Origin of the sequence: Streptomyces sp. NPDC002888 (genome assembly GCF_042888465.1) — a bacterium.
Lineage (GTDB): Bacteria > Actinomycetota > Actinomycetes > Streptomycetales > Streptomycetaceae > Streptomyces.
In genome coordinates, this window is sequence record NZ_JBIAPU010000013.1 from 23,453 (window position 1) to 50,201 (window position 26,749).

The 26,749-nt window shown below is 71.0% G+C and carries 18 protein-coding genes and 1 pseudogene; 6 read left to right on the forward strand and 13 right to left on the reverse strand.

Translation table 11 applies throughout. The features are described 5' to 3' along the window. The first annotated feature begins 389 nt into the window (after window positions 1-389). Together ACFYWX_RS21690 and ACFYWX_RS21695 are read left to right on the forward strand one after the other, a co-directional pair. Window positions 390-5,330 carry an NAD-glutamate dehydrogenase gene (locus ACFYWX_RS21690; RefSeq protein WP_389425694.1) on the forward strand — a complete coding sequence of 1,647 codons (4,941 nt, stop codon included), beginning with the start codon at window positions 390-392 and terminating at the stop codon, window positions 5,328-5,330. A 130-nt stretch (window positions 5,331-5,460) separates the two neighbouring features. Continuing rightward, window positions 5,461-6,918: a hypothetical protein gene (locus tag ACFYWX_RS21695; RefSeq protein WP_389425883.1), complete on the forward strand. Its 1,458-nt coding sequence runs from the start codon at window positions 5,461-5,463 to the stop codon at window positions 6,916-6,918. A 135-nt stretch (window positions 6,919-7,053) separates the two neighbouring features. Here ACFYWX_RS21695 and ACFYWX_RS21700 read toward each other — a convergent pair whose 3' ends face one another. The 4 genes from ACFYWX_RS21700 to ACFYWX_RS21715 form a co-directional block, all read right to left on the reverse strand. Then, the gene (locus ACFYWX_RS21700) at window positions 7,054-8,757 is read right to left on the reverse strand and encodes a glycosyltransferase family 2 protein (protein ID WP_389425695.1); all 1,704 of its coding nucleotides are present in this window, start codon (window positions 8,755-8,757) and stop codon (window positions 7,054-7,056) included. Further along, window positions 8,754-10,952, reverse strand: a complete 2,199-nt coding sequence (locus tag ACFYWX_RS21705) for a CDP-glycerol glycerophosphotransferase family protein (protein ID WP_389425696.1) — start codon at window positions 10,950-10,952, stop codon at window positions 8,754-8,756. The genes ACFYWX_RS21700 and ACFYWX_RS21705 overlap by 4 nt, the downstream gene beginning before the upstream one ends. A 176-nt stretch (window positions 10,953-11,128) precedes the next feature. After that, window positions 11,129-11,962: an ABC transporter ATP-binding protein gene (locus ACFYWX_RS21710; protein ID WP_389425697.1), complete on the reverse strand. Its 834-nt coding sequence runs from the start codon at window positions 11,960-11,962 to the stop codon at window positions 11,129-11,131. After that, window positions 11,955-12,875, reverse strand: a complete 921-nt coding sequence (locus tag ACFYWX_RS21715) for an ABC transporter permease (protein ID WP_389425698.1) — start codon at window positions 12,873-12,875, stop codon at window positions 11,955-11,957. The genes ACFYWX_RS21710 and ACFYWX_RS21715 overlap by 8 nt, the downstream gene beginning before the upstream one ends. Window positions 12,876-13,131: 256 nt before the next feature. On the opposite strand from ACFYWX_RS21715, the gene ACFYWX_RS21720 reads away from it, so the two are divergent. Both ACFYWX_RS21720 and ACFYWX_RS21725 read left to right on the forward strand, forming a co-directional pair. Beyond that, complete coding sequence (locus ACFYWX_RS21720) at window positions 13,132-13,770, forward strand: TetR/AcrR family transcriptional regulator (RefSeq protein WP_389425699.1); 639 nt, start codon at window positions 13,132-13,134, stop codon at window positions 13,768-13,770. 80 nt (window positions 13,771-13,850) lie between these two features. Continuing rightward, entirely contained in the window at window positions 13,851-14,495 is a 645-nt protein-coding gene (locus ACFYWX_RS21725) for a LuxR C-terminal-related transcriptional regulator (protein WP_389425700.1), read from the forward strand. 133 nt (window positions 14,496-14,628) lie between these two features. Here the strand turns inward: ACFYWX_RS21725 and ACFYWX_RS21730 are convergent, their stop codons facing one another. After that, window positions 14,629-14,973, reverse strand: a complete 345-nt coding sequence (locus ACFYWX_RS21730) for a hypothetical protein (RefSeq protein WP_389425701.1) — start codon at window positions 14,971-14,973, stop codon at window positions 14,629-14,631. A gap of 291 nt (window positions 14,974-15,264) precedes the next feature. Then, the gene (locus ACFYWX_RS21735; RefSeq protein ID WP_389425702.1) at window positions 15,265-15,552 is read right to left on the reverse strand and encodes a hypothetical protein; all 288 of its coding nucleotides are present in this window, start codon (window positions 15,550-15,552) and stop codon (window positions 15,265-15,267) included. 201 nt (window positions 15,553-15,753) lie between these two features. Here ACFYWX_RS21735 and ACFYWX_RS21740 point away from each other — a divergent pair, with 201 nt between their 5' ends. Beyond that, window positions 15,754-16,950, forward strand: coding sequence for an RNA-guided endonuclease InsQ/TnpB family protein (locus ACFYWX_RS21740; RefSeq protein ID WP_389425703.1), 1,197 nt, complete (start codon window positions 15,754-15,756; stop codon window positions 16,948-16,950). Between the two features lie 30 nt (window positions 16,951-16,980). Here ACFYWX_RS21740 and ACFYWX_RS21745 read toward each other — a convergent pair. From ACFYWX_RS21745 to ACFYWX_RS21755, 3 genes and pseudogenes are all read right to left on the reverse strand, one after another. After that, window positions 16,981-17,271, reverse strand: a pseudogene (locus ACFYWX_RS21745) (RNA polymerase sigma factor); the annotation flags it as partial. A 5-nt stretch (window positions 17,272-17,276) separates the two neighbouring features. Then, the gene (galE, locus tag ACFYWX_RS21750; protein WP_389425704.1) at window positions 17,277-18,257 is read right to left on the reverse strand and encodes a UDP-glucose 4-epimerase GalE; all 981 of its coding nucleotides are present in this window, start codon (window positions 18,255-18,257) and stop codon (window positions 17,277-17,279) included. Between the two features lie 84 nt (window positions 18,258-18,341). Next, entirely contained in the window at window positions 18,342-18,830 is a 489-nt protein-coding gene (locus tag ACFYWX_RS21755) for a MarR family winged helix-turn-helix transcriptional regulator (RefSeq protein ID WP_389425705.1), read from the reverse strand. 120 nt (window positions 18,831-18,950) lie between these two features. Here ACFYWX_RS21755 and ACFYWX_RS21760 point away from each other — a divergent pair, with 120 nt between their 5' ends. Further along, window positions 18,951-19,364: an organic hydroperoxide resistance protein gene (locus ACFYWX_RS21760; RefSeq protein ID WP_389425706.1), complete on the forward strand. Its 414-nt coding sequence runs from the start codon at window positions 18,951-18,953 to the stop codon at window positions 19,362-19,364. A 21-nt stretch (window positions 19,365-19,385) separates the two neighbouring features. Here ACFYWX_RS21760 and ACFYWX_RS21765 read toward each other — a convergent pair whose 3' ends face one another. The 4 genes from ACFYWX_RS21765 to ACFYWX_RS21780 form a co-directional block, all read right to left on the reverse strand. Then, the gene (locus tag ACFYWX_RS21765; RefSeq protein ID WP_389425707.1) at window positions 19,386-20,939 is read right to left on the reverse strand and encodes a hypothetical protein; all 1,554 of its coding nucleotides are present in this window, start codon (window positions 20,937-20,939) and stop codon (window positions 19,386-19,388) included. A gap of 73 nt (window positions 20,940-21,012) precedes the next feature. Continuing rightward, entirely contained in the window at window positions 21,013-22,275 is a 1,263-nt protein-coding gene (locus ACFYWX_RS21770; protein ID WP_389425708.1) for a hypothetical protein, read from the reverse strand. Next, window positions 22,272-24,494, reverse strand: coding sequence for a CDP-glycerol glycerophosphotransferase family protein (locus tag ACFYWX_RS21775; protein WP_389425709.1), 2,223 nt, complete (start codon window positions 24,492-24,494; stop codon window positions 22,272-22,274). The genes ACFYWX_RS21770 and ACFYWX_RS21775 overlap by 4 nt, the downstream gene beginning before the upstream one ends. Window positions 24,495-24,502: 8 nt before the next feature. Then, window positions 24,503-26,722: a CDP-glycerol glycerophosphotransferase family protein gene (locus ACFYWX_RS21780; protein ID WP_389425710.1), complete on the reverse strand. Its 2,220-nt coding sequence runs from the start codon at window positions 26,720-26,722 to the stop codon at window positions 24,503-24,505. Window positions 26,723-26,749 lie beyond the last annotated feature (27 nt).

Below are 26,749 nucleotides of genomic sequence, written 5' to 3' on the forward strand. Positions count from 1 at the left end.
ACATACGGCTCATGACGGGCCCCCGGTGAGGAGCGATAGCCTTGGTGGCGTGATCAGCGCGATAGCTCGCGGGGGCGCGGTTGCCCCTGCCCCGCGCCCGGTGAGCACGGACCATCTCCGTGACCGGGCGGCGGTCGCTGATCGGCGCGGGCGGGACGGGGCCTCGAGAGCCTCCAGGACGCCGTACACACCCATGGAGCGGATGGCGCCGAGAGCAGCGTCACACCCTTCAAGCGGGTCGAGAATGGCTGATAACCCCCCGCTCATCTCCCCTTGCGGCATAGCGTCGAAGCAGACCGGACACCCCGCGTCGAGGCGTTGCGTCGGAAGGGCGGAGACCGTACTTCCTTCTACGTCACGCAACGGCGCGCGACAGGAGCCAGAGGACAATGCAGACCAAGCTGGACGAAGCCAAGGCCGAGTTGCTGGAGAGGGCTGCTCGGGTCGCTGAGAACAGCCCGGTCGGGGGGCACCTACCCACCGGGACGACGGGCGAGGGCACCCCGGACCGGGAGACCGTGCTCGCGTTCCTCCAGCGCTACTACCTGCACACCGCCCCGGAGGACCTGGGCGACCGCGACCCGGTCGACATCTTCGGAGCCGCTTTCTCGCACTACCGGCTGGCCGAGAACCGCCCGCAGGGCACCGCCAACGTCCGGGTCCACACCCCGACCGTCGAGGAGAACGGCTGGACGTGCAGCCACTCCGTCGTCGAGGTCGTCACCGACGACATGCCGTTCCTCGTGGACTCCGTGACGAACGAGCTGACCCGCCAGGGCCGCGGCATCCACGTCGTCATCCACCCGCAGATCGTCGTCCGCCGTGACGTCACCGGCAGGCTCATCGAGGTGCTCACCGCCCCCCGCACCGAGGACCTCCCGCACGACGCGCACACCGAGTCCTGGATCCACGTCGAGATCGACCGGGAGACCGACCGCGGCGACCTGAAGCAGATCACCGCCGACCTGCTGCGCGTCCTGTCCGACGCCCGTGAGGCCGTCGAGGACTGGGACAAGATGCGGGACGCGGCGCTGCGCATGGCCGACGAGCTGCCCACCGAGCCCGTCGCCTCCGACCTGCGCGAACTGGAGATCGAGGAGGCCCGCGAGCTGCTGCGCTGGCTGGCCGCCGACCACTTCACCTTCCTCGGCTACCGCGAGTACCAGCTGCGCGACGACGACTCCCTCGCCGCCGTGCCCGGCACCGGCCTCGGCATCCTGCGCTCCGACCCGCACCACTCCGGCGAGGAGAGCCACCCGGTCAGCCCGTCCTTCGAGCGGCTGCCGGCCGACGCCCGCGCCAAGGCCCGCGAGCACAAGCTGCTCGTGCTGACCAAGGCGAACAGCCGGTCCACCGTGCACCGGCCGTCGTACCTGGACTACATCGGCGTCAAGAAGTTCGACGCGGACGGCAACGTCGTCGGTGAGCGTCGCTTCCTCGGCCTGTTCTCCTCCGCCGCCTACACCGAGTCCGTCCGCCGGGTCCCGGTGATCCGGCGCAAGGTCGACGAGGTCCTGGAGCGCGCCGGCTTCTCGCCCCACAGCCACGACGGACGCGACCTGCTCCAGATCCTGGAGACGTACCCGCGCGACGAGCTGTTCCAGACCCCGGTCGACGAACTGCAGTCCATCGTCACCTCGGTGCTCTACCTCCAGGAGCGCCGGCGCCTGCGGCTCTACCTCCGCCAGGACGAGTACGGGCGCTACTACTCCGCCCTCGTGTACCTCCCCCGCGACCGCTACACCACCGGCGTCCGGCTGCGGATCATCGACATCCTGAAGGAGGAGCTCGGCGGCATCAGTGTCGACTTCACCGCCTGGAACACCGAGTCGATCCTCTCCCGGCTGCACTTCGTCGTCCGCGTCCCGCAGGGCACCGAGCTGCCGGAGCTCAGCGACTCCGACAAGGAGCGCATCGAGGCACGGCTCGTCGAGGCCGCCCGCTCCTGGACCGATGGGTTCTCGGACGCGCTGAACGCCGAACTCGGCGAGGAGCGCGCCGCCGAGCTGCTGCGCAGCTACAGCAACGCCTTCCCCGAGGGCTACAAGGCGGACCACTCCCCGCGTGCGGCCGTCGCCGACCTGTGCAACCTGGAACGGCTCAGCGAGGAGGAGGGCAACGACTTCGCCCTCAGCCTGTACGAACCGGTCGGCGCCGGGCCCGACGAACGCCGCTTCAAGATCTACCGCAGAGGCGAATCGGTCTCCCTCTCCGCCGTGCTGCCGGTCCTCAGCCGGCTCGGCGTCGAGGTGGTGGACGAGCGGCCGTACGAGCTGCGCTGCTCGGACCGGAGCGTCGCCTGGATCTACGACTTCGGCCTGCGCATCCCCAGGGCGCTGGCCGGCGGAAACGGCGACTACCTCGGTGACGACGGCCGTGAGCGGTTCCAGGAGGCCTTCGCCGCCACCTGGACCGGCAAGGCGGAGAACGACGGCTTCAACGCCCTCGTGCTGGGCGCCGGGCTGACCTGGCGGCAGGCGATGGTCCTGCGGGCGTACGCGAAGTACCTGCGGCAGGCCGGTTCGACGTTCAGCCAGGACTACATGGAGGACACCCTCCGCACCAACGTCCACACCACCCGCCTCCTGGTCTCCCTCTTCGAGGCGCGGATGTCCCCGGAGCGCCAGCGCGCCGGGATGGAGATCGTCGACGCGCTCCTGGAGGAGCTGGACGCCGCCCTCGACCAGGTGGCGAGCCTCGACGAGGACAGGATCCTGCGGTCCTTCCTCACCGTCATCAAGGCGACGCTGCGCACGAACTTCTTCCAGGAGGCGGCGCGCGGCAAGCCGCACGCGTACGTCTCGATGAAGTTCGACCCGCAGGCCATCCCGGACCTGCCGGCCCCGCGCCCGGCGTTTGAGATCTGGGTGTACTCGCCGCGTGTCGAGGGCGTGCACCTCAGGTTCGGGAAGGTCGCGCGCGGTGGTCTGCGCTGGTCCGACCGGCGTGAGGACTTCCGGACCGAGATCCTCGGCCTGGTGAAGGCGCAGATGGTGAAGAACACCGTCATCGTGCCCGTCGGCGCCAAGGGCGGCTTCGTCGCCAAGCAGCTGCCGGACCCGAGCGCCGACCGGGACGCCTGGCTGGCCGAGGGCATCGCCAGCTACAAGATGTTCATCTCGGCACTGCTCGACATCACCGACAACATGGTGGCCGGCGAGGTCGTCCCGCCGGCGGACGTCGTCCGGCACGACGAGGACGACACCTACCTGGTGGTCGCGGCAGACAAGGGCACGGCGACGTTCTCGGACATCGCCAACGAGGTCGCCGAGTCGTACAACTTCTGGCTCGGGGACGCCTTCGCCTCCGGCGGCTCGGCCGGTTACGACCACAAGGGCATGGGCATCACCGCCCGCGGCGCCTGGGAGTCCGTCAAGCGGCACTTCCAGGAGCTGGGGGTGAACACGCAGGCCGAGGACTTCACGGTGGTCGGCATCGGCGACATGTCCGGTGACGTGTTCGGCAACGGCATGCTGCTCTCCGAGCACATCCGCCTGGTCGCCGCCTTCGACCACCGGCACATCTTCATCGACCCGCACCCGGTCGCGGCCACCTCCTACGCCGAGCGCCGCCGCCTGTTCGACCTGCCCCGCTCCAGCTGGGCCGACTACAACACCGAGCTGCTGTCGCCCGGTGGCGGAGTGTTCCCCCGTACGGCGAAGTCGATCCCCGTCAACGCGCACATCCGCGAGGTCCTCGGCATCGAGGAGCGCGTCGCCAAGATGACGCCGGCCGACCTGATGAAGGCCATCCTCAAGGCGCCGGTGGACCTGCTGTGGAACGGCGGCATCGGTACGTACGTCAAGGCGTCCGGTGAGACGCACGCCGACGTCGGCGACAAGGCCAACGACCCGATCCGCGTCGACGGCGGGGACCTGCGGGTCAAGGTCGTCGGCGAGGGCGGCAACCTGGGGCTCACCCAGCTCGGCCGGATCGAGTTCGCGCTGCGCGGCGGCCGCATGAACACGGACGCCATCGACAACAGCGCGGGCGTGGACACCTCCGACCACGAGGTGAACATCAAGATCCTGCTCAACGGCCTGGTCACGGACGGCGACATGACCGTCAAGCAGCGCAACAAGCTGCTCGCCGAGATGACCGACGAGGTCGGCAGCCTGGTCCTGCGCAACAATTACGCGCAGAACACGGCGATCGCCAACGCGCTGGCCCAGTCCAAGGACATGCTCCACGCCCAGCAGCGCTTCATCCGCCACCTGGTGCGCGAGGGCCACCTCGACCGGGCCCTGGAGTTCCTGCCCACCGACCGTCAGATCCGCGAGCGCCTGGGCCAGGGCCAGGGCCTGACCGGTCCGGAGACGGCCGTCCTGCTGGCGTACACGAAGATCACGGTCGCCGAGGAGCTGCTGCACACCTCGCTGCCGGACGACCCCTACCTGCGCGGTCTGCTGCACTGCTACTTCCCGACGGCGCTGCGCGAGCAGTTCGCCGAGCGTGTCGACGGCCACCCGCTGCGCCGTGAGATCACCACGACCGTCCTGGTCAACGACACGGTCAACACGGGTGGTACGACGTATCTGCACCGGCTGCGCGAGGAGACCGGCGCCTCCCTGGAGGAGATCGTCCGGGCGCAGACGGCGGCCCGTGCGATCTTCCGCTCCGCCGAGGTGTGGGACGGGGTCGAGGCGCTCGACAACAAGGTCGACGCCGACGTCCAGACCCGCATCCGTCTGCACTCGCGCCGACTGGTGGAGCGCGGCACGCGCTGGCTGCTCAACAACCGGCCGCAGCCGCTCCAGCTCGCCGAGACCGTCGACTTCTTCGCCGAGCGCGTCGAGCAGGTGTGGTCGCAGCTGCCGAAGCTGATGCGCGGCGCGGACCTGGAGTGGTGGCAGAAGATCTACGACGAGCTGACGGGCGCCGGCGTGCCGGACGAGGTGGCCACCCGCGTGGCAGGGTTCTCCTCCGCCTTCCCGGCGCTCGACATCGTCTCGGTGGCCGACCGCATGGGCCGGGAGCCGCTGGACGTCGCCGAGGTCTACTACGACCTCGCCGACCGGCTGCACATCACCCAGCTCATGGACCGCATCATCGAGCTGCCCCGCGCCGACCGCTGGCAGTCCATGGCCCGCGCCTCGATCCGCGAGGACCTGTACGCCGCCCACGCGGCGCTGACGGCGGAGGTCCTGGCCGTCGGCAACGGCACCTCCACTCCCGAGCAGCGCTTCAAGGCGTGGCAGGAGAAGAACGCGGCGCTCCTGGGCCGGGCGCGGACGACTCTGGACGAGATCCAGAGCTCGGACTCGTTCGACCTGGCCAACCTGTCGGTGGCGATGCGGACGATGCGGACGTTGCTGCGGTCGCATTCGTAGGCGATACGACGGTGAGGGCGCCCCGGGCCGGAAGGCTCGGGGCGCCTGTCTTTGCGCTGCCCGCCCACGGTGAGGCATTTCCGGCCTAATTAGGCATTTCCGATAAAGTGATCGCGTGACTCCGAGCGGGATGCGCGTCATGGCCCCCAGGGCGGCCGCCGCCCTCGTTCTCGTTCTGCTGCTCCGGGTCGTCGTCAGGCTTCCTTGGGCCGGTGACCTCGGCATGCACGCGGCGACCGTCGAACGACTGCGGCACAGCATCACCGACCCCGGCAACCCGCTGGTCGACGCGGACACGCCGAGCCCGTACTACTCGCCGTGGACGCTGCTGCTCGGCTGCCTCGCGCGCGCGACGGGCCTCTCGGCGTTCGTGGTGCTGAGGGTGGGGGCGCTCGTCGGTCTGGGGCTGCTGGTGACGGGCGTGTGGCGGTACGTCCGGACACTGAGCGAACACCGTGCGGCGCCCGCGCTCGCGCTGCTGTGCGTGCTGTTCCTGTGGGGCACCGAGCTGTTCAACTGGAGCGGTTTTCTCGGACTGAACTCGCTGGCGCTGACGGTGTCGTACCCGAGTGTGCTGGCGCTGGGGCTCGCCTTCCACTTCTGGGCGTGGCTGGGTGGGGCGGTGCGGCGCGCGGACGAGGGGTGGGGGGTGTGGTGCGGGCTGGGGGCGCTGTGGGCGGTGATCCTGCTGTGTCACCAGTTCTCCGGGGTCGTCGCCTCCGTGGGGGCCCTTGCCACGGTGGTCGCGGCGCGGCCCGGGCGGGTGGTGTGGGCGCGGTTGGCGGTGGGGCTGCTGGTCGGGGTGGTGGTGCTGTGGGTGTGGCCGTACTACGACTTCTTCGCGTTGTTCGGGGCGGCGGGGGTCGGGCTGGAGGCGCTGCACCGGGTGCTGTATCAGGACCTGCTCGGGAGGTTCGGGCTGGTGTGGGTGGGGGTGGTGGCGCTGGGGGTGCGGTGGTGGCGGGAGCGGTGGGATCCGTTGGTGCTGTTCTTCGGGTTGGGTGTGGTGGTGGTCGGGGCGGGGTGGGTGAGCGGGCACTACGCGTGGGGGCGGGCGCTGCCGGCCGTGCTGATTCCGGCGCAGGTCGCCGCGGCGCTGGAGGTGGTGGGGGCGGGGCCGCGGGCGGTGCGGGCGGGGTGGGCGTGTGTGCTGGCCGGGGCGTTGGTGGTGGGGGCGTGGACACAGGTGGGGACGCTTGGTTACGTGGCGGGGCGGGGGTGGTTGCCGGGGGTGGTGGCGGCGAAGTACCGGGAGCCGTGGGCGGGGTATCACTGGATCACGCCGTGGGTGCGGTACGGGGACGTGGTGATGGCGCGGGCCGGGCGGGTGGCTCGGCAGATTCCGGCGTACGGGGCGTACACCGTGGCGCCCGGGTATCCCGACTTCTTCCTGCCGGACGAGGGGCGGCGGGCGGCTGCGGTGCGGCGGTATTTCGCCGTGGGGGTGTCGGTGGGGGAGAGGGCTGAGATCGTGCGGGTTTATGGAGTGCGGTGGGTGGTCGACCGGGGGGTGGGCAACGGGGGTCCGGGACTGCGGGTGGTGGCTCGGGGGCCGGATGGGCAGGTGCTGTACGCGGTCGTGCGGTGAGGTGTTTTCGTCCCCGCCGCCCCTACCCGTCCCATCCCGGGGGCTGCCGCCCCCGGACCCCCGCTTCGGCCTCAACGGCCTCGTCCTCAAACGCCGGACGGGCTGGGATACGCCGACCAGCGTCGACAGGGGCCGTCATCTCAACACGCTCGACACCAGCCGCACCGCACGCCTCACCCTCGGGCGGGCTGCTCTGCGCACCAGGGGGCGGATCAGGGCCGTCATGCCCATCGGTTGCCATTGGATCTGCAGGCGGCCGGGGCCTCGGGGTTCGGGTTCGATGGTGAGGCGGTGGTGGTCGACGCGGGTGGTGAACGGGGGGAAGGTCAGGGGGGCCAGGAGGAGGGCCGTGTGGGTGAGGCCCTGGTGGTGGATGCGCAGGACGGGGTGGCGGGTGCCCTGGAAGCCGTGCAGGGGGAGGGGGGCCGCCGCCAGGTCGAGGTGGACGTGCCCCTCGAAGAGGCCGGGGCGGACCGGCGAGAGGCAGAAGGGGACGGTGAGGCGGCGCCGGCCGGGGGAGAGGAGCAGGGAGGCCCGCTGCGGGCCCACGGGGAGGCGCATGGCGGGGTCGAAGGTGCGGATGGTCAGGTCGACCGAGGCGCCCGGGCCGCGGGTGACCTCGGTGATCTCGTGGCGGAAGCGGGCCCGTGGGAAGGGGCAGGTGTCCAGGGCCAGGTCGGAGAGGTCGAGCTCCCGGCGGGACCAGTCGGAGTCGGGGACTCTGCCGCCCCAGTACACGCGGCCTTCCGTATCCGTCGTCACCTCTCTCGGCGCCGCGCCGTGGGCGACACCGCGGGCCGCCAGCCGGGCCTCGGACAGGCGGCGGTCGCGGACCAGTTGGAGGATCACCCGTTCCGCGCGCGGCAGCCGGGCGTAGGCGCCCGGAGCGAGCGTCTCCAGGTACGGGGTCACGATCTCGGCGAACGCGGCCAGCCACTCCTCGTCCCGGTGCGGCAGGTCCCCCGCGTACATGCGGAAGTCGTGCTTGAGGAACTTGTAGTCCTTGTCCTCGCGCAGGGATTCGTGCCCGCTCTCGGCGAGGAAGGCGTCGATGAGTCCTTGGACGTGGACGCGGTCACGGGCGTTGGTCAGCTTGTGGCGCGAGTTGGAGATGGAGGCCGCGTCGGAGGCCGCGTACGGCGCGGTGTACCAGCGGTACACCGGCTCGGGGACGATCGTGAACGACTTCGCCAGGCAGTACGCCCGTGCCGTGAACAGCTGGTCCTCGTAGTGGATGTCCTCGGGGAAGCGCAGGTCGTGACGGTCGAGGAAGGCGCGCGCGTACATCTTGCTCGTCGCCAGGTGCTCGAAGAACAGGCGGGGGTCGGCCTCGATGCCGTCCAGGGTGCGGCGCTCGGCGACGAGGTGTGGCATCCACGTCGAGCGGTTGCCGGTGTCCTCGCGCACGTGTTGCACCGCGCCCATCGCGAAGTCGATCTCCCGCTCGCGGTGGGCGGCCAGCAGCAGCTCGACCGCGTTGTCGGTGAGTTCGTCGTCGCTGTCGAGGAACATCAGGTAGGGCGCCCGGGCGGACTCCAGCGCGCGGTTGCGCGGCGCGCCGCAGCCGCCGCTGTTGCGCGGCAGGCGGAGGTGGCGGATACGCGGGTCCTGGGTGGCCAACCGCCGTGCCGCCAGCGGGGTCTCGTCGGTGGAGTGGTCGTCGCTGATGACGATCTCGATGTTGCGGTGCGTCTGGCGGCGCACGGAGGCGACGGCCCTCGGGAGGCGCTCGGCGTCGTTGTAGACGATGACCGTCACCGTCACGTCGGGAGTCACGTCGGGACTCGTGACGGCAGGAGTGACTGAAGGAGTGCCGGAAGGCGTGCCGGGAGTGCTCATGCGCCGCTCGCCTCCTGCGGGCTGGGCGCCGGGGTGCGCTCGTCGAGCGGGATCACCGGCGGCAGCGACTCCTCGGGCGCGCCGAGGAAGACCCGGCGTACGACCCGTTCGGCGGCGCGTCCGTCGTCGTACTCGCAAAAGCGTCGCCGGAACGCCGCCCGCGCCTTGCCCGCGCTCTCGTCCCGCCAGGCGCCGGAGGTGAGGATCTCCGTCAGCTCCTCCTGGGTGCGCGCCACCTGGCCCGGCGGCTCGGCCGGCAGGTCGAAGTAGACGCCGCGGGTGGTTTCGTACGTCTCCCAGTCGTCGGCGTAGACGACGATCGGGCGGTCGAGGTTGGCGTAGTCGAACATGATGGACGAGTAGTCCGTGATCAGCGCGTCGGCGGCGAGGGCGAGCTCCTCGACCGGGGTGTACGACGACACGTCGACGACCCGGCCGGTGCGGCGCAGGCCGGCCAGGGGGGAGGCGGAGCCGCCGTAGAAGTAGTGGCCGCGCACGAGGAGGACCGTGTCCTCGCCCAGGCGGTCGGCGAGTTCGGCGAGGTCGAGGCGCGGGGTCCAGCCGGCCTCGTAGTCGCGGTGGGTGGGCGCGTAGAGGAGGGCCCGGCGGCCCGGCGGGATGCCCAGGCGGGCGCGGACCGCTAGGACGTCGGCGGCGGTCGCGGTGTAGTAGACGTCGTTGCGCGGATAGCCGTGGTCGAGGGAGACGAACCGGGACGGGTACGCGCGCTCCCACATGCGGGTGGAGTGGCTGTTGGCGGAGACGCTGTAGTCCCACTTGTCGATGCGCGCCAGCAGGGCGTCGAAGTCCAGGCCCTGGGCGGCGGCAGGGAAGTGCATCTGGTCCAGGCCCATGCGCTTGAGCGGGGTGCCGTGGTGGGTCTGGAGGTGGACCGCGTCCGGGCGTTTCACCACGGCGTTGGCGAAGTTGACGTTGTTGACCAGGTACTTCGCGGTCGCCAGGGCCTCCCAGTAGCGGCGGGTACCGGGGATCACGTGGTCCGTGCCGGGCGGCAGGAGCGCCGCGTTCTGCGATGTCACCACCCACACCGGGTGGATCCACGGGGCGAGTTCGGTGAGCTTGTCGGCGATCGCGGCCGGGTTGCAGGCGACTCCGCGGTTCCAGTAGGCCGCGAAGACGGCCAGGTGCGGGTTGACCGGGCGGTCGAGCGCCTTGCGGTACTGGTGGGCCCGGATCTTCGCGCCGGCCTGCCGTTTCCGGGTCCGTACGGCGGCCCGGGCGGCGCGGCGGGTGCGGTTGGCGGCCTGGAAGGCCCGGTACTTGGTGTAGGCGCCCTCTTCGAGCAGCGAGCGGCGTACGCCCTCCAGGCCGGCCGGGCGGCGGTGGTTCGCCGGGCGGTGGCGCAGGGCCGCCACGGACGACCGGCGGAAGAACTCCCGCGCCACCGGGTCGGGCAGCGGCGTGCGGGCGAAGGTGCGCAGGCAGTCCTGGACCATGACGTCGTAGAGGGCGGCGTGGGCGGCGGGGCGCTCCCTGGTCAGGGGGAGGAGGGTCTCGTAGCGGTCGACGAGGGCGTAGTGGTCCTCGGGGGCGGTCGGCGGGAGGCTCTCGGGGCGCAGTCGGCGGTGCTCGTACGCGACCTGGTCGAGGCAGCCGATCCGGTCGGCGCGCAGGAGGACGGAGTAGGCGGCGAACGCCTCGTCGTCCGTGGTGAGTTCCTCCTGGTGCGCCCGCCAGAACTCGGCGCGTACGGCCCGGTTGCCGAGGAGCGGGGGCAGGCGCAGCAGGTGCGGGGCGTCGTCGAGGGTGAGGTCGGTGCGACCCGCGCGGGCGAGGAGGCGGCCGCCCGGGGAGGGCGCGGCGGTGGTCTCCCAGGTGGAGCGGACGTGGTCGAAGAGCAGGACGTCCACGGTGTCCGGCAGTTCCGCGGCGCGTTCGGCGACGGCGTGCGGGGCGCCCGCGGGCAGTCCGTCCTTGGCGTGGACGAAGTGCAGCCAGCGGCCGGTCGCGCGCGCCGCCCCGGCCGCCCGGGCCTCGGCCGCGGTCGTGCCGTCCGGCAGGGGCAGCGCCAGCATCTCGGGGGTGTGGCGCTGCGCGGTCTCCCGGGCCCAGTCGCCGACCGCGGCCACGATCACCTCGACGCCCGGGAGGGGCTGGGCGGCCAGGGCGTCGAGCAGGCCGGTCAGGTGCCCCTGGGTGTTGGGTCCGTGGACGATGACGCTGAGCTCGGGCATCGCGGGGGACTCCTTCGCCTCGTGGCCGCCGGAACATCCATGGGGGTGCGGACTTTCGGGCGCACCCTTTTGGTCATGGTGGCATCAAGGGGGAGAAAGGGATAAATATGGTTGGGCCGGTCGGGCAGGGAGGCGGGGCGGTGTGCCGGTGAGAGGGTGCGGCGGTGGGGTGTCGGCTACGCCGCCTTCGGTGTCCGGTTCGGCGCCTTGTCCGTGGCGCCCGTGAACGCCTCGTACTCCCGCAGGACGTCCTCCGTCGGCCCGTCCATGCGCAGCTCGCCGCGCTCCAGCCACAGGACGCGGTCGCAGGTGTCGCGGATCGACTTGTTGTTGTGGCTGACGAGGAACACCGTGCCGGCGTGCTTGCGCAGCTCGCGGATGCGTTCCTCCGAGCGCTTCTGGAAGGAGCGGTCGCCGGTGGCCAGGGCCTCGTCGATGAGGAGGACGTCGTGGTCCTTGGCGGCGGCGATGGAGAAGCGCAGGCGGGCGGCCATGCCGGAGGAGTACGTCCGCATCGGCAGCGTGATGAAGTCGCCCTTCTCGTTGATGCCGGAGAAGTCGACGATCTGCTGATAGCGGTCCTTGACCTGCTCGCGGGACATGCCCATCGCCAGTCCGCCCAGGTGGACGTTGCGTTCGCCGGTCAGGTCGTTCATCAGGGCGGCGTTCACGCCGAGGAGGGAGGGCTGGCCGTCGGTGTAGATCCGGCCGTTCTCCACCGGGAGCAGCCCGGCGACCGCCTTCAGCAGGGTCGACTTGCCGGAGCCGTTGGTGCCGATCAGGCCGATCGCCTCGCCCGTGTAGGCGACGAAGGAGACCTTCTTGACGGCGTGCACCTTGCGGACGCCCGCCGCCTTCTCGGCCTGCTTGCGGCGCAGCATGCGGTTGAGGGCGGCGGTCGCGGAGCCGCGGCCGGCGCCGGTGCCGTTGACCCGGTAGACGATGTCGACGTCGTCCACGACGACGGTGGGAACGTTGCCCCTTGTGTTGCTGCTTGCGTACTCAGCCACGGCCGTACGTCTCCTCAGCCTTCCAGAAGTAGATGAAGCCGCCGACGCCGGCGAGCAGCGCCCAGCCGGCCGCGATCGCCCACACGTGGGGCGGCAGCTGGCTCGAGTGGAAGCTGTCGATCAGCGAGAAGCGCATCAGGTCGATGTAGACGGCGGCCGGGTTGGCCTGCAGTACGGGGCCCACCCAGGACGGCAGGTTCTTGTGCTGGCCGGCCATGTGGTCGATGCTGAACATCACGCCCGAGACGTACATCCAGGTGCGCAGCACGAACGGCATCAGCTGGGCGATGTCAGGCGTCTTCGCACCCATCCGGGCCATGATCATCGCGATGCCCGCGTTGAAGGTGAACTGCAGGACCAGCGCCGGGATCGCCAGCGCCCAGGACGCGGTCACCGGCACGCCGAAGCAGAGAAGGATCACGAGCAGGGCGGCCATCGAGAACAGCAGCTGCTGGAGCTGCTGCAGCGCGAACGAGATCGGCAGCGCCGCCCGCGGGAAGTGGAGGGCCCGTACGAGGCCCAGGTTGCCGGAGATCGCCCGGGTGCCCGCCATGATCGAGCTCTGCGTGAACGTCCAGATGAACACGCCCGTCACCAGGAACGGGATGTAGTCCTGCACGCCCCGCTTGGTGTTCATCAGCACACCGAAGATGAAGTAGTAGACCGCCGCGTTGAGCAGCGGGGTCATCACCTGCCAGACCTGGCCCAGCTTCGCCTGGCTGTACTGGGCGGTGAGCTTGGCGGTGGAGAACGCGGTGATGAAGTGGCGGCGCGCCCACAGCTGGCGGATGTACTCGGGCAGCGAGGGGCGGGCGCCGCTGACCGAGAGGCCGTGACGTGCGGCGAGGGCCGCGAGGCCGGCTTCGGACGGGGCGGGGGCCGTCGGGGGCGGTGTGTCGAGGACCTGGCTCACATCCGCTGCTTTCGTTCGGGAGGAGGGGGGTTGCGACGTTTTCTTACCTGACTCTTGACGTCTTCTTACGTCGGAACGCAACCGTATCGTCGCAACGTGAGCGTAGGTCGAAGTGGCGTCGGAACGCAACCGTTTCGTCGCGACGGGGCCGGCGTCGGGACGCGACCGTTTCGTCGAGACGCACACCGGCGCCGGGACGAAACGGCCTCGTCGTCACGTTCCGCGTAGGGACGGGACCGTATCGTCGCTACGCCCTATGCTGGTCCGTATGACGACGAACGCCGGTCAGCCCGAGACGCGTCCGCGCCGCCGCAGCCCCGCCGGGGCGGCCGTACTCCGTGAGGATGTGACGGAAGCCATCCGCGCGGCCGTCTTCGAGGAGCTCGCGGCCGTCGGTTATGCGCGGATGTCGATAGAGGGGATCGCGCGCCGCGCGGGAGTCGGCAAGACGGCGGTGTACCGCCGCTGGCGTTCCAAGCTGCACCTGGTGCTCGACGTGGTATCCGCGATCGCGGTGATGGGCCTGCCCGCGCCGGACACGGGCTCCCTGGAGGGCGATCTGCGGCTGTTGTACGAGGTGACCTCGCGCGCCCTGCGCCACCCCGTGGCCTCGCAGATCCTCCCGGACCTCCAGGCCGAGGCGGCCCGCAACCCGGAGATCGCCGAGGCCCTGCAGAAGGCGCTGGAGCAGGGGCAGGACGGGGTCGCCAGCTCGATCGTGAGGGCGGCGGAGCAGCGCGGCGAGCTGCGCGTCGGCGTCGACGACGAGCTGGCCCTCGACATCATCTCGGGCCCCCTGTACTGGCGCTCCGTGGTGGTGCGCAGCCCGAAGCTGCCCAAGGGGTATCTGGACGCCCTGGCCCGGGCCACCGCCGAGGCGCTCAAGGCGCTGTGAGTAAGCTGCGCGCACCGACCGCCGGTTGATCGAGGTGGCGTCGCCGTGCGGGCGGTGACCGGAGCGGAGGCGGAACCGCCGTGAGAGTCGTGATCGCCGAGGACAACGCCCTGCTGCGCGAGGGCCTCGTTCTCCTGCTGACGTCGGCCGGGCACCAGGTCGTGGCCGCCGTCGTCAACGGCCCCGAGATCCTGCCCGCGCTCCTTGAGCACCGCCCCGAAGCCGCCGTGCTCGACGTACGGATGCCGCCCCACTTCCGCGACGAGGGACTGCGTGCCGCCCTCGCCGCGCGCAAGGAGATCCCCGGGCTGCCGGTACTGGTCCTGTCCCAGTACGTCGAGGAGTCGTACGCCGCCGAACTGCTCGCCGGCGGCGCGAGCGGCCTCGGCTACCTGCTGAAGGACCGTGTCGGCCGGGTGGACGAGTTCCTCGACGCGCTGGAACGGATCGCGGCCGGCGGCACCGCGCTCGACCCCGAGGTCGTCACCGAGCTGATGACCCGGCGCCGCGATTCCCCGCTCGACTCGCTGACCCCGCGCGAGCGCGAGGTGCTGGCGCTCATGGCCGAGGGCCACGACAACGCGACCATCGCCAAGACCCTCGTCGTGACGGAACGCGCGGTCCACAAGCACATCGGCAACGTCTTCTTGAAGCTGGGGCTTCCGCAGAGCGACAGTGGGCATCGCCGCGTGCTGGCCGTGCTGACGTACCTGAACAACGTCTGAGGAATGCTTTTCTGTATATCCAAGTCAAATGCACTGCGGTGCAGCTGATGCCCGTCGTATGTGGGGCAGCAACTGCACCGCAGTGCATGGCGCGCCAGGAGCTTGCCATGGCGCACTGTCTATGAGTGCAGGGTCAGCACTTGTAGATTCCGATGAAGAAACCGGAGGCACCCTGCTGGAACTTGATGTGGCTCTTCTTCCCGGCAGGTATCGAGAAGCACTCGTGCGACACGGAGCCGTTGTGGTCCTCGATCCGGGCCGCGGCGCGCACGGTGTAATTGCAGTGGTTGTTGTAGTAGACGGTCGTGGTGACGGTCCCGGGGGTGTAGGAGAAGTTCACTCTGTTGGAGCTGTTGTCGCATCCCCACGAGTTCTTCGCCGCCGGACCGTCGAACGCCTGGGCGCTCCCGGCGAAAACGGGGACCGAGAGAGCGAGGCTCAGGGCGACGATACCGGCCCTGGAGAATACTTTCCTCAACTTTTTACCATTCCTGTGGGGGGGGGCTTTCTCTTACATCCGAGATGTTTTCATCATGAGCATGGCGAAGCAATGATGTTGAGCTAGATTTGAGCTTGTTGATCTTGGCGGAATTTTCAATTCCGCTTAACCTCGGCATTTGTTCGAAGGATCGGACGCCGGTGGACCGGGAGCTGTGTCTGCCTCTGGTGGTTTCTGAATGCGGCCGTGATGTCGGCGAGGAATGCGGAATCCACCTGACAGAATTCAGCAGCCCTCATCCGGAGTGGCGCGCAGCGCCAGGAGTTCAGGTCAGGGGCGGGCGCCCGGCTTGTCCACGACGCCCCAGGCCGCGCGGGCGCTGACCATCGTGTAGTCGGGCATACGGGACGGGGTCGGCATGCCCTTGGGGATCTCGACCGGGGCGGCCCGTGTGATCTCTCCCAGGTACGCGTACGTCCTGGGGTCGAAGAAGATCTCCTGCTTGCCCTGATGGCCCGAGGGCGTGGGCTTGGCGTGGTTCACGGTCACGGCGATGGCCGCGCGCCCGAGGGGGTCCTTCACGCCCGTCTCCACGCGCGTGCCGGGAATCTTGGCCATCGCCCGGAACAGGCCGGCTTGCGCGTTCGGCGGGATGCTCGTTCATCGGGATTCCTCCGTGGATACCCCCGCCTTCAGGCGGGGGAGGGAACGGACTCCTGCGGAGCAGGGCAGGGAGAGTCGATTCGCCCTCCGGGCGGATCGGCATCCATCACCACCTGTCAGTACGTGGTCACACATTGTTGTGCTAGCTTGTGAGCTGTGGCCACTCACGTGAAGCGGGCCTTCAAGTACCGCTTCTATCCGACCGACGCGCAGGCAGCCGAGCTGTCGCGCACCTTCGGATGCGTGCGCAAGGTCTACAACATGGCACTCGCGGCCCGCACCGAGGCGTGGGCTCGGCAGGAACGGGTCAACTACAACCAGACCTCGGCCCTGCTGACCGCGTGGAAGAAGACCGAGGAACTGGCCTACCTGGGCGAGGTCTCCTCCGTCCCGCTGCAGCAGGCACTGCGGCACCTGCAGACCGCCTTCGCGAACTTCTTCGCCAAACGCGCCAAGTACCCGCGCTTCAAGGCGAAGAAGACGTCCCGCGCGAGCGCGGAGTACACCTCCTCCGCCTTCCGGTTCCGTGACGGTCGTCTGACGCTGGCGAAGATGGCCGACCCGCTCGATATCGTCTGGTCGCGTCCGCTGCCTGACGGGGCGACGCCGAGCACGGTGACCGTGAGCCGGGACAGTGCCGGACGCTGGTTCGTCTCCCTGTTGTGCGAGGACCCGCGGGTGATGCCGCTCGCGGCCACCGATACGGCGGTCGGTATCGACGTCGGCCTGGACCACCTGCTGACCCTCTCCACCGGGGAGAAGATCGCCAACCCCCGGCACGAGCGCCGTGACCGCGAGCGCCTGGCGAAGGCTCAGCGGGAGCTGTCCCGCAAGGCCAGGGGAGACGGCGCCAACCGGCGCAAGGCCCGCCAGAAGGTCGCGAAGATCCACGCGCGGATCGCTGATCGCAGGCGGGATGTGCTGCACAAGCTGACCACTCGACTCGTGCGTGAGAACCAAACGCTCGTGATCGAGGACCTGACCGTACGCACCATGGTCAAGAACCGGAGCCTGGCTCGTGCCATCAGCGATGCCGCGTGGGCCGAGTTCCGGAGCATGCTGGAGTACAAGTCTGGCTGGTACGGGCGGGAAGTGATCGCGGTGGACCGCTTCTTCCCCTCGTCCAAGCTGTGTTCCACCTGCGGCACCCTCCAGCCGGTGATGCCGCTGAGCGTCCGTACCTGGACGTGCGTCAGCTGTGGCACGGTCCATGACCGGGACGGGAACGCGGCGAAGAACCTTCTGGCCGCCGGGCTGGCGGTGTCTGTCTGTGGAGCTGGTGTAAGACCTCAACGGAGAACTCCGGACGGGCAGTCGGCGATGAAGCAGAAAACCCCACGGCGCGAGCCGTAGGAATCCCCCTCGTTCACGAGGGGGAGGAAGTCAAGCGAGGTCACCTCCGGGGCGCGCGCGGTGGGCGGCGGGGCGTTTGAGGGCGAGGCCACGGTTGAGCCGGGAGCGGACGGTGCCGACGGGGATGTCCAGCGCCTCGGCGATCTCCTGGTAGGTGAAGTCGGCCCAGGCGAACAACAGCAGGGCGTGCCGGTCGCCTTCGGCGAGCCTGGCCAGGGCCTTGGCCAGGGTCCGGGAGGCGGCCTGCGCGGCGATACGGTCGTCGGCGGACTCGGTCCAGGACTCGGCCACCGGGTCGTGGCCGGTGCGGGCGAGCAGCTTCGGCTCTACGCCCGTGCCGCCCCCGGATGCAGGCGTACCCAGCCCTCCCAGGCCGAGGTGATCATGTCCTGGATGTCGTGCTTGGCCTTCCAGCCGAGTTCGGTGGTGATGCGGTCGGCGGAGGCGACGACGCGGGCCGGGTCGCCGGGGCGGCGTGGGGTGGCTGTGGGCGGGCGGTCGTAGCCGGTGACCGCGTTGACGAGGTCGATCATCTCGCGGACCGAGACGCCCTCGCCGCGGCCGATGTTCAGGGTGAGGGCGCGGCCGGGGGAGGCCTGGAGTGCGCGGGCGGCGGCCACGTGGGCCTCCGCCAGGTCCACGACGTGGATGTAGTCGCGGACGCAGGTGCCGTCGGGGGTCGGGTAGTCGTCGCCGAAGATGCGCGGGGACGCGTTCTGCGTCAGCCTCTCGAAGATCATCGGGATGAGGTTGAAGACGCCCACATCCGCCAGCTCCGGGGCCGCCGCGCCTGCCACGTTGAAGTAGCGCAGGCAGGCCGTGGACAGGCCGGTGGCCCGCCCGGTCGCCCGTACCAGCCACTCACCGGCCAGCTTCGTCTCGCCGTACGGCGACATCGGCACGCACGGCGTCTCCTCCGTCACCGACTCGACGTCCGGCATGCCGTACACCGCCGCCGAGGAGGAGAAGACGAAGGACGGTACGCCGGCCGCCGTCACCGCCTCCAGGAGGACGCGCAGGCCCTCGACGTTCTCCCGGTAGTAGTGCAGGGGCAGGTCGACCGACTCGCCGACCTGCTTCTTCGCCGCCAGGTGGACGACGCCGGCGACATCGTGGTCCGCGAGAGTGCGGGCCACCCGTTCCCCGTCCAGCGTCGAGCCGACCACCAGCGGCACGCCCTTCGGTACGCGCTCGGCGATCCCCGTCGACAGGTCGTCGTACACCACCGCCCGCTCGCCCGCCTCGGTCATCGCGCGGACGACGTGCGCCCCGATGTAGCCGGCACCGCCGGTGATCAGCCAGGTCATATGCGGCCGTCCCCTCGTCAGTTCGCCCGTGAATGTGCGGGTTCCGGCACCAGTGAAGCAGGCGGGGAGGCGACTGCCGGACAACTACGAGCGGTCCCGCGCCTCGTCCAGCGCCGCCGAGTCCAGCGCGCCCGTGAGCTGGTCGAGGCGTTCCCGCAGTTCGCGGATCTCCTCGAACTCGAAGCCGGTCGCGGCGACGATGCGGCGCGGTACCCGCAGGGCGCGTTCGCGCATGGCGGCGCCCTCGTCGGTCAGGCGTACCTCGACGGAGCGCTCGTCGCGGGCGCTGCGCTCGCGGTGTACGAGGCCGGCCGCCTCCAGGCGCTTGAGGAGGGGGGAGAGCGTGCCGGAGTCGAGGCGGAGGTGTTCGCCGAGCTTCTTGACGGGGAGTTCGCCCTGCTCCCACAGGACCAGCATCACGAGGTACTGGGGGTAGGTCAGTCCGAGGTCCTTGAGGATCACTCGGTAGACACCGTTGAAGGCGCGCGAGGCGGCGTGCAGGGAGAAGCAGATCTGGCGGTCGAGGCGGAGCCAGTTCTCCTCGGCGGTGGGTGTCGGTGTCGTCGGGGTCATGCCTCCAGGATAGCTCTAGTGGGCCATTTAGTTGTGTGCAATTGAGTTGTGTGCTCTACTTGTCGTCGTGCGGCGGCCGGACCGGGCCGCCGGAACGTGACCTGAGAGGGATGGTTTTCCATGGACGCGCTCTACACCGCTGTCGCCACCGCCACCCACGGCCGTGAGGGCCGCGCCGTCTCCTCCGACGGCAAGATCGACCTCGCGCTGGGCATCCCCGTGGAGATGGGCGGCAACGGGCAGGGCACCAACCCGGAGCAGCTGTTCGCCGCCGGTTACGCCGCCTGTTTCGGCAGCGCCCTCGGCCTCGTCGGCCGCCAGGCCAAGGTCGACGTCAGCGAGGCCGCCGTCACCGCCGAGGTCGGCATAGGCAAGCAGGGCGAGGGCTTCGGCCTCAAGGTCACCCTCCGCGTCGAGCTGCCCGACACCCTGGAGCAGGAGACCGGCCGCAAGCTCGTCGAGCAGGCCCACCAGGTCTGCCCCTACTCCAACGCCACCCGCGGCAACATCGAGGTCGACCTCGTCATCGAGTAACCCCCAGGAAAACCACCGGGCTCACCCGACCCGCGCCAGTACCTCCCCCGTCCGTCCGCTCCACGCCACCACCACCGCCTCCTCGGGCAGCGGGTGCCGGCGCGTCAGCAACAGCCAGCGCACGTGGTAGCGGCGGGCGACGGCGGTGCGCTCGGTGCGGGTCGACCCGGGGGAGAGGTAGGCGCGGACGTCCTTGAGGCGTCGTAGCCGCTCCCGCTCGTCCAGGGCCGCGTCGGGCCAGGCGGGCGCGGCGAGGTCGGGGCCGTGGCCCGCGATCGCGTGGACGGCGTAGTAGCCGTCGGTGATCACGACCTCGCCGGGCCCGATGTACCGCGCGGCCCAGTCGTACGTCGGCCAGCGCGGCGGCTGTTCAAAGCCGACGGGGTCGAGTGAACGGGGCACGACCGCTCCCGCCTGCACGGTGAGGAAGCCCAGGCAGGCCCCCACCGCCGTGACCGCGCACAGCACCCTCCGGCCCACCCTCCACGGGCGCGGCGCCGCCAGCTCCACCGCCAGTGCGAACTGGAGCGGCACCAGGGTCAGCCCGAGGATCCTGCCGTAGGTGTAGTGGCCGCTGACCCAGCCGTACCCCACGACCAGGCAGTCCAGGGCGAACATCAGCACCAGCGGGTCGCGCGCCGACCGGCGCCATCGCAGCCACAGCGCCGGCAGGCCGAGGAACGCCAGCCAGAAGTGCCCGGCCAGGTCCTGGTACAGCCGCCGGTGCATCGCGTCGACGCTGCCGTCCCCGGCGAGCGCGAACACGTCGAAGTACGGCCAGCTCCGGGCGACCAGCAGGGCCGCCGCCCCGGTCACCGCCCACCGGCCCACCAGTGCCGGGCTCCACCCCCGCTGCCGGCCGGCGACGAAGGCCGCGCCACCCAGCGCCGCCGCCACCGCCGTGATCGGGTGGACCAGCAGGACCACCCCGTACAGGGCGCCCAGCGTCACATAGCCGGTGATGCCGCGCAGGCCGCCCGGTCCCACGTACCGCACCCGGCGCGTGTCCCGCGCCCGGGCCCCCGTCAGCGCCCAGGCCCAGAAGGCCAGTCCGATCGCGAAGGTCGACGGGTAGGCGAGGTTGCCGGTCATCGACATCAGCCCGAGGTAGCCGCTCCACCAGGCCCGCTCGGTGCCCCACAGCAGCGTCATCGTGGCCGACGCGAGCACCGGCGCCCACGGCCGGGGCGTCAGCACCCGCACGAAACGGTTGACGCCGGTCAGCAGCACCAGCAGGTTGAAGGGCCCGGCGAGCCGCACCACCTCCCAGCCGGACAGCCCGCTCAGCCGGGCGAACGCGCCCTGCGCGACGGCATACGGCGAGTAGTACGGGCTGCCCGCGCCCGGCAGGTCGGCCATCGGATGGCGCGGCCGCAGCAGATGGGCCTTGAGGCGCTCGACGACCGCCGCGTGCTGGCCGGCGTCGCAGCACAGCGGCACACGCCAGTACGCCAGCGACATCACCAGCCAGAACAGGAAGCCTGCGACCTGGTACGGGGTCGGACGCCAGACGCGCCCGCCGCGCAGCGCCGTGGCACCGCGCACCGGCCGTCGGGTCAGGGCACCGGTGCTCATCGGCGACGTACAGAAGTGCGCGTATAGGGCATTGGCCGTATATTCCCGCCAGGGTCAACGGCCTTGCGGTTCGTCACCTCATCGAGTGAGCCCGCCCGGAGTCCTGCACCGGCAGCAGCACCTGCCCGCGCACCACGGGCGCCAGCAGCAGCGGCACCCCCAGCACCGGCAGCAGCCACGCCAGCACGATCAGCCGCCCGCCCCAGATGTCGATGTCGGGGTGCCCGGCCTGGGTGAGGATCCCCGTGAACGCCGCCGCGAGCAGGAAGACGCCGAACGCCCGCTGCCTGAGCGCCCCCCAGATCCCCGCCGCCAGCAGGGTCAGGAACAGCGGCTCCCACAGCTGCCGCCGCAGCCACTCCACCCAGAAGTTGGCCTGGAGGTGCAGGAACTCCGGCCAGAGGCGGGCCCGGTCCGGCCGGGCGAAGTGGGCGGTGAGCAGGTCCTGGAGGCTCTCCGACTCGGACGGGTAGTGCAGCGCCTTCGCCACGAGCAGCGTCCCGAGGACACCGCAGCACCCCGCCACCGCGACCGCCACGGCCCCCCGGCGGTCGGCGGACCGCCGTCGCCGCAGGGCCAGGAGGGCACCCGCCCCCGCCAGGCACGCCCCGAGGAACAGCGCCTGCGAGTGCTTGACCGTGAACAGTGCCGCCAGCGAGCCGCCCACGAGCCAGATGCCCGCCCGTACCCGGCCGTCCAGGGCCAGCGCACAGCCCCACACCGCCGCCAGGGTCAGCGTCAGCAGCAGCCCCTCGGTCATCGGACGCATGGCGGTCGTCCCGCACGGCAGGACGTGGAACAGGGCCTGACCGGCCAGCGCCACCGGCACCGACGCCCGCAGGGTGCGCAGAATCAGGAATGCCAGCACCCCGCCCGAGACCGTGACCACCACGCTCGCCGCCCACACCCCCCACGTCACGCCGAACACGGTGACGAACGGCACGAGGAACACCGGATAGCCCGGCCGGACCTCGAAGATCCGCATGAACCGCTCCGGCATGAACGGCACGGTGTGCCCGCCCGTCTGCCCGGCCCGCAGCCGCGCCTCCACGTTCCGCCACTCCGCCGCCCGGCACTCCGCCATGACCCGAGCGGTGGGGTCGGGCCGGTGGAAGCGCAACACGTGGACGCTCTGGTCGCGGGCCGCGATCGCCGCCTTCCCCGCACAGGCGTACTCGATGGTGGCGGCCGCCGCCTCCCTCTTGCTGTCGCCGCGCAGGCTGAGCGCGTACGACAGGTAGTTCTTGGTGTCGGGAGTGTCCCGGCCGGTGACGTTCGCGAGCTGGAGCAGCGCGAACACCCCGGCCAGGACGAGGACCCAGGTGCGGGGCCTCACGACGAGGGCGCGAGCACGTCATGCCCGGTGGCGGGTCCCGGCACCTTGACCTCGGCCGACGGGGACGGCATCCGCTCGCCCAGCATCAGCGTCCGTACGACCCGCTCGGCGGCCCGGCCGTCGTCGAACTCGCAGAACCGCTCGCGGAAGGAGGACCGCAGCCGCGCCGACTCCTCGTCCCGCCAGCTGTCGGAGGCCAGCAGCCACGCCAGCTCCCGGTAGGAGCGCGAGACATGGCCCGGCGGCTCGGCGGTCACGTCGAAGTAGGCGCCGCGGCTCGCCGCGTACGCCGGCCAGTCGTCGGCGTGGATCACGATCGGCCGGTCCAGGTTGGCGTAGTCGAACATCAGGGCCGCGTAGTCGGTGACGAGCACGTCGGAGGCGAGCATCACGTCCTCGACGTGCAGTTCGTCCGTCGCGTCGACCAGCACCCCGCGCCGGTGCAGATCGGCGAGGCCGAGGCCGCGCGCCGGGCCGGTGGCGAGGGAGGGGTGCAGGCGCACGACGAGGGTGTGACCGTCGCCGAGGTCCGCCGCGAACCGGGCCAGGTCGACCCGGTCGACATGGCCGCCGCGCCGGTACTCACGGCGGGTCGGCGCGTACAGCACGACCGTGTGGTCCGCCGGGATGCCGTGCCGTTCCCGGAACGCGGCGCCGTCCTCCGGGCGGGCGCCCACCAGGACGTCGTTGCGGGGACTGCCGGTACGCGCGGACGTGAAGTGGCACGGGTAGGCCCGCTCCCACACCAGCTCCGAGTGGCGGTTGGCGACCAGGCTGTAGTCCCAGCGGTCGGCGCGGCGCAGCATCTGCGGCACGTCGACGCCGTGCCGGGCGCCGGGCTTGGCCAGCAGGTCGGCCGCCATGTACTTCAGCGGGGTGCCCTGATGGGTGTGGATGTGGACGCTGCCGGGCCGCTTGACCAGCGTGCCGGGCCAGCTGACGTTGTTGACGAAGTACGTCGCCCGTGCGGTGATCCGGCGGTAGGGCAGCGAGTCGAGGAGCACGTGCTCGACCCCGTCGGGCAGCTGGGCCGCCTCCTCCTCGCTCCGGACCACCCACACGCCGCGGATGTGCGGGGCCAGCTCCCGCGCCTTGCGGTGGACGGCCGCCGGGTCGCCCAGCACTCCGCGGTGCGAGAACGCCGAGTACACGGCGAGGTTCGGATCCAGTGAGCGGCGGGCGTGCGCGGCCGCGTAGGCACGCTTGACCCGTCCGGCCGCCGCCTTGCGCACCTCCAGTGCCCGGCGCCCCGCCTCCCCGGCGGCCCGTCCGGCCTGCCGCTTCAGCACGTACGCCGGGTAACCGCCTTCCAGCAGCCGCAGTTCGTCGTCCACGGTCGCGTCTGCGGGCTTGTGCGCGCGGAACATCTCGGCCGTACGGCGGAAGAACTCGGCCTTGTCCTTCGAGGGCAGCCGGTCCGGCTTGGCGAGGATGTCGAGACAGTGCTCGCCCATCTTGCGGTGCAGGTAGGGCCGCCGGCTCGCCAGCTCCGGGTGGGAGTCGACGAACGCGAAGACCCGCTCGTACTGGTCGTGGATGTCGAAGTGCTTGCGGCTGGTGGTGGACAGGATGTTGCCCTGGCGGCGCTGCCGGTAGTTCAGGCAGATCCGGTCCAGGGCGGCGATCCGCCCCGCGCTGAGCATGACCGGGAACGTCCACGGGGTGTCCTCGTAGTAGCCCGGCGGGAACTGGAAGTCGTTGTCCTGCACGAAGTCGCGGCGGTAGACCTTGTTCCACACCACCATCAGCAGGTCGAGGATCTCTGGGTGCTCGTCCACCGTGAACGTGCCGTCCCCGGCCTGAGCGAGCACGTGCGCGAGCACGTTGCGCCGGGTGCCGCCCCACCAGTAGGTCCGCGCGTAGTCGAAGACCAGCACGTCCGGGTCGGACGTCTCGTCGAGGCGGTCGGCCATCGCGCGCAGCGCGCCCGGGGTGAGGGTGTCGTCGCTGTCGAGGAAGAAGAGGTAGTCGCCGGTGGCGTGCGGCATGCCCGCGTTGCGGGCGCGGCCCAGGCCGGCGTTCTCCGGCAGGTGCAGCGCCTTCACGCGCGGGTCGCGGGCCGCGTACTCGTCGAGGATCGCGCCGCAGCCGTCCGGCGAGCAGTCGTCTACGGCGATCACCTCGAAGTCCCGGTACGACTGATCCAGGACCGAGTCGAGGCACTCGGCCAGGAAGCCCTGGACCTTGAAACAGGGGACGATGATGCTGAAGCGGGGCACTGCGGACGTCAGCTCCTTACGAGGGGGGAGGCGGCGGGGGCCGGGACGCGCTCCGCGAGCGGGAGCACGGGCGGAATCGCCTCGGGCGGCTCGCCGAGCAGCACCCGGCGCACGACGCGTTCGGCGGCCCGGCCGTCGTCGAACTGGCAGAACCGCTCACGGAACGCGGCCCGCAGGGACGCCGACTCGCCGCCCGCGTAGGAGCCGTCGCGGAACACCCGGGCCAGCTCCTCCGGCGTGCGGGCCACCGGGCCCGGCGGTGCCTCCAGAAGGTCGAAGTAGACGCCCCGCGTCTCCTCGTACACCTCCCAGTCGTCGGCGTACACGACGATCGGGCGGTCCAGGTTGGCGTAGTCGAACATGATCGACGAGTAGTCGGTGACCAGTGCGTCGGCGGCCAGGCAGACGTCCTCCGACGAGCGGTGCCCGGTGACGTCGATGATCCGGCCGCTGCTCTTCCTGCCGCCCCGGTCGTAGAAGTAGTGGGCGCGCAGCAGGACGACGACGTCCTCGCCGGCCGCCTCGCAGAAGGCCTCCAGGTCGAGGCCGGTGTCGAAGCCGGTCCGGTAGTCGCGGTGGGTCGGCGCGTACAGGACGGCCGTCTTGCCCTCCGGGACGCCCAGCTCCTTGCGGACGCCTGCCACGTCGTCCGCGGTCGCCGTGTAGTAGACGTCGTTGCGCGGGTAGCCGTACTCCAGGTGCTCGTAGGAGCCGGGGAAGGCGCGCTCCCACATGCGGGTGGAGTGGCTGTTGGAGGAGAGGTTGTAGTCCCAGCGGTCGACCCGGCCCAGCAGCTTGGCGAAGCTGCCGGTCGCGGCCGCCACCACCGGGTACGTCGACTGGTCGACGCCCATCTTCTTCAGTGGCGTGCCGTGCTGGGTCTGCACGTGCACGCTGCCCTCGCGCTTGACCACGCCCTCCGCGAAGTTGGCGTTGTTGATCAGGTACTTGGCACGGGCCAGGACCTCCCAGGAGCGGCGGCTGCCGATCACCGCGTGGTCGACGTCCTTCGGCACGGTGTGCGCATGGTCGGGCTCGACCAGGAACACCGAGCGGATGTGCGGGGCGAGTTCGCGGGCCTTGGCGTGGATCGCGGCGGGGCTGCAGGCGTAGCCGCGGCCCCAGTAGGCGCAGTACACGGCGAGGTTCGCGTCGAGGCGGCGGCTCAGGTGGCGCCGGTAGTGCAGGCGGGTGCGCAGCAGGTGCGGGCGCGGGACGCGCTCGATCGTCTGCGTGGCCGCCCGGTTGGCGCCGCGCAGCGCACGGAACGCCGTGTACGCCCCCGTCGCCAGCAGCCGGTGCTGCACCCGCAGGCTGCCACCGGGCGCCCGGTAACCGGCGGGGCGGTGACTCCGGTACAGCTTGCCCGCCCGGCGGAAGAAGGCACGGCGGTGGCGCAGCGGCAGCCGCCGGGGGTGGGCGGCCGTCTTGAGGACCGCGGCGAACAGCTGCTCGAACAGCGGGCCGAGCCGCTCGGCCGACAGCCCCTCCTCGGCGGCCCGGGTGAGCACCAGCTCGGTCTGGTCGAGCAGTTCGGCGTGGTGCGCGCCGGGCAGGTTCAGCCGGTTGCCCTGCCTGCGCAGCAGATGCCGTACGACGACCCGGCGCAGCACCGCCACCCGCTCGGCCGCGACGGTGACCAGGCCACCGAAGCCGACGTCCGTGAAGTGCCCGTCGGGGAAGACCAGTCGGCGCTCGGTGAGGAACGCCCTGCGGTAGGCCGCGCTCCACGCCGGGAGCTGCGCGCCGGTGATCTCCGGCGCCCGGTCGGGGGCGAAGGCCCCCTTCGGTGCCTTCGCCAGCAGGGGTGCGGCCGGGTTGGTGGGGTCGCCCTCCCACCAGGGGGTGCGCTCGTGCTCGAAGTACAGGACGTCCACGCCGTCGCCACCGGTGCCGCCGGCCTCGGACAGCCGCGCGTCCAGCGCGGACAGCGCGCCCGGCGCGAGGACGTCGTCGCCGTCGAGGAACAGCAGGTACGCACCGGTCGCCGCCCGCATCCCGGTGTTGCGCGCCCCGGCGAGATGGGCCGACGGCGGCGAGTGCACCGGCGCCACCCGCGAGTCCCGCTCCGCGTACCCGGTGGCGACGCCGGCCGCGGGGGAGTCGGGCGCGTCGCACACCGGGATCAGCTCGAAGTCGCCGAAGGACTGGGCGAGGACGGAGTCCAGAGCCAGGGACAGCCGACCTGCCACCCCATGGGACGGGACGATGATGCTGAAGCGGGGCATTCTGCTCTTTCTGTTGTCGGCCCGATG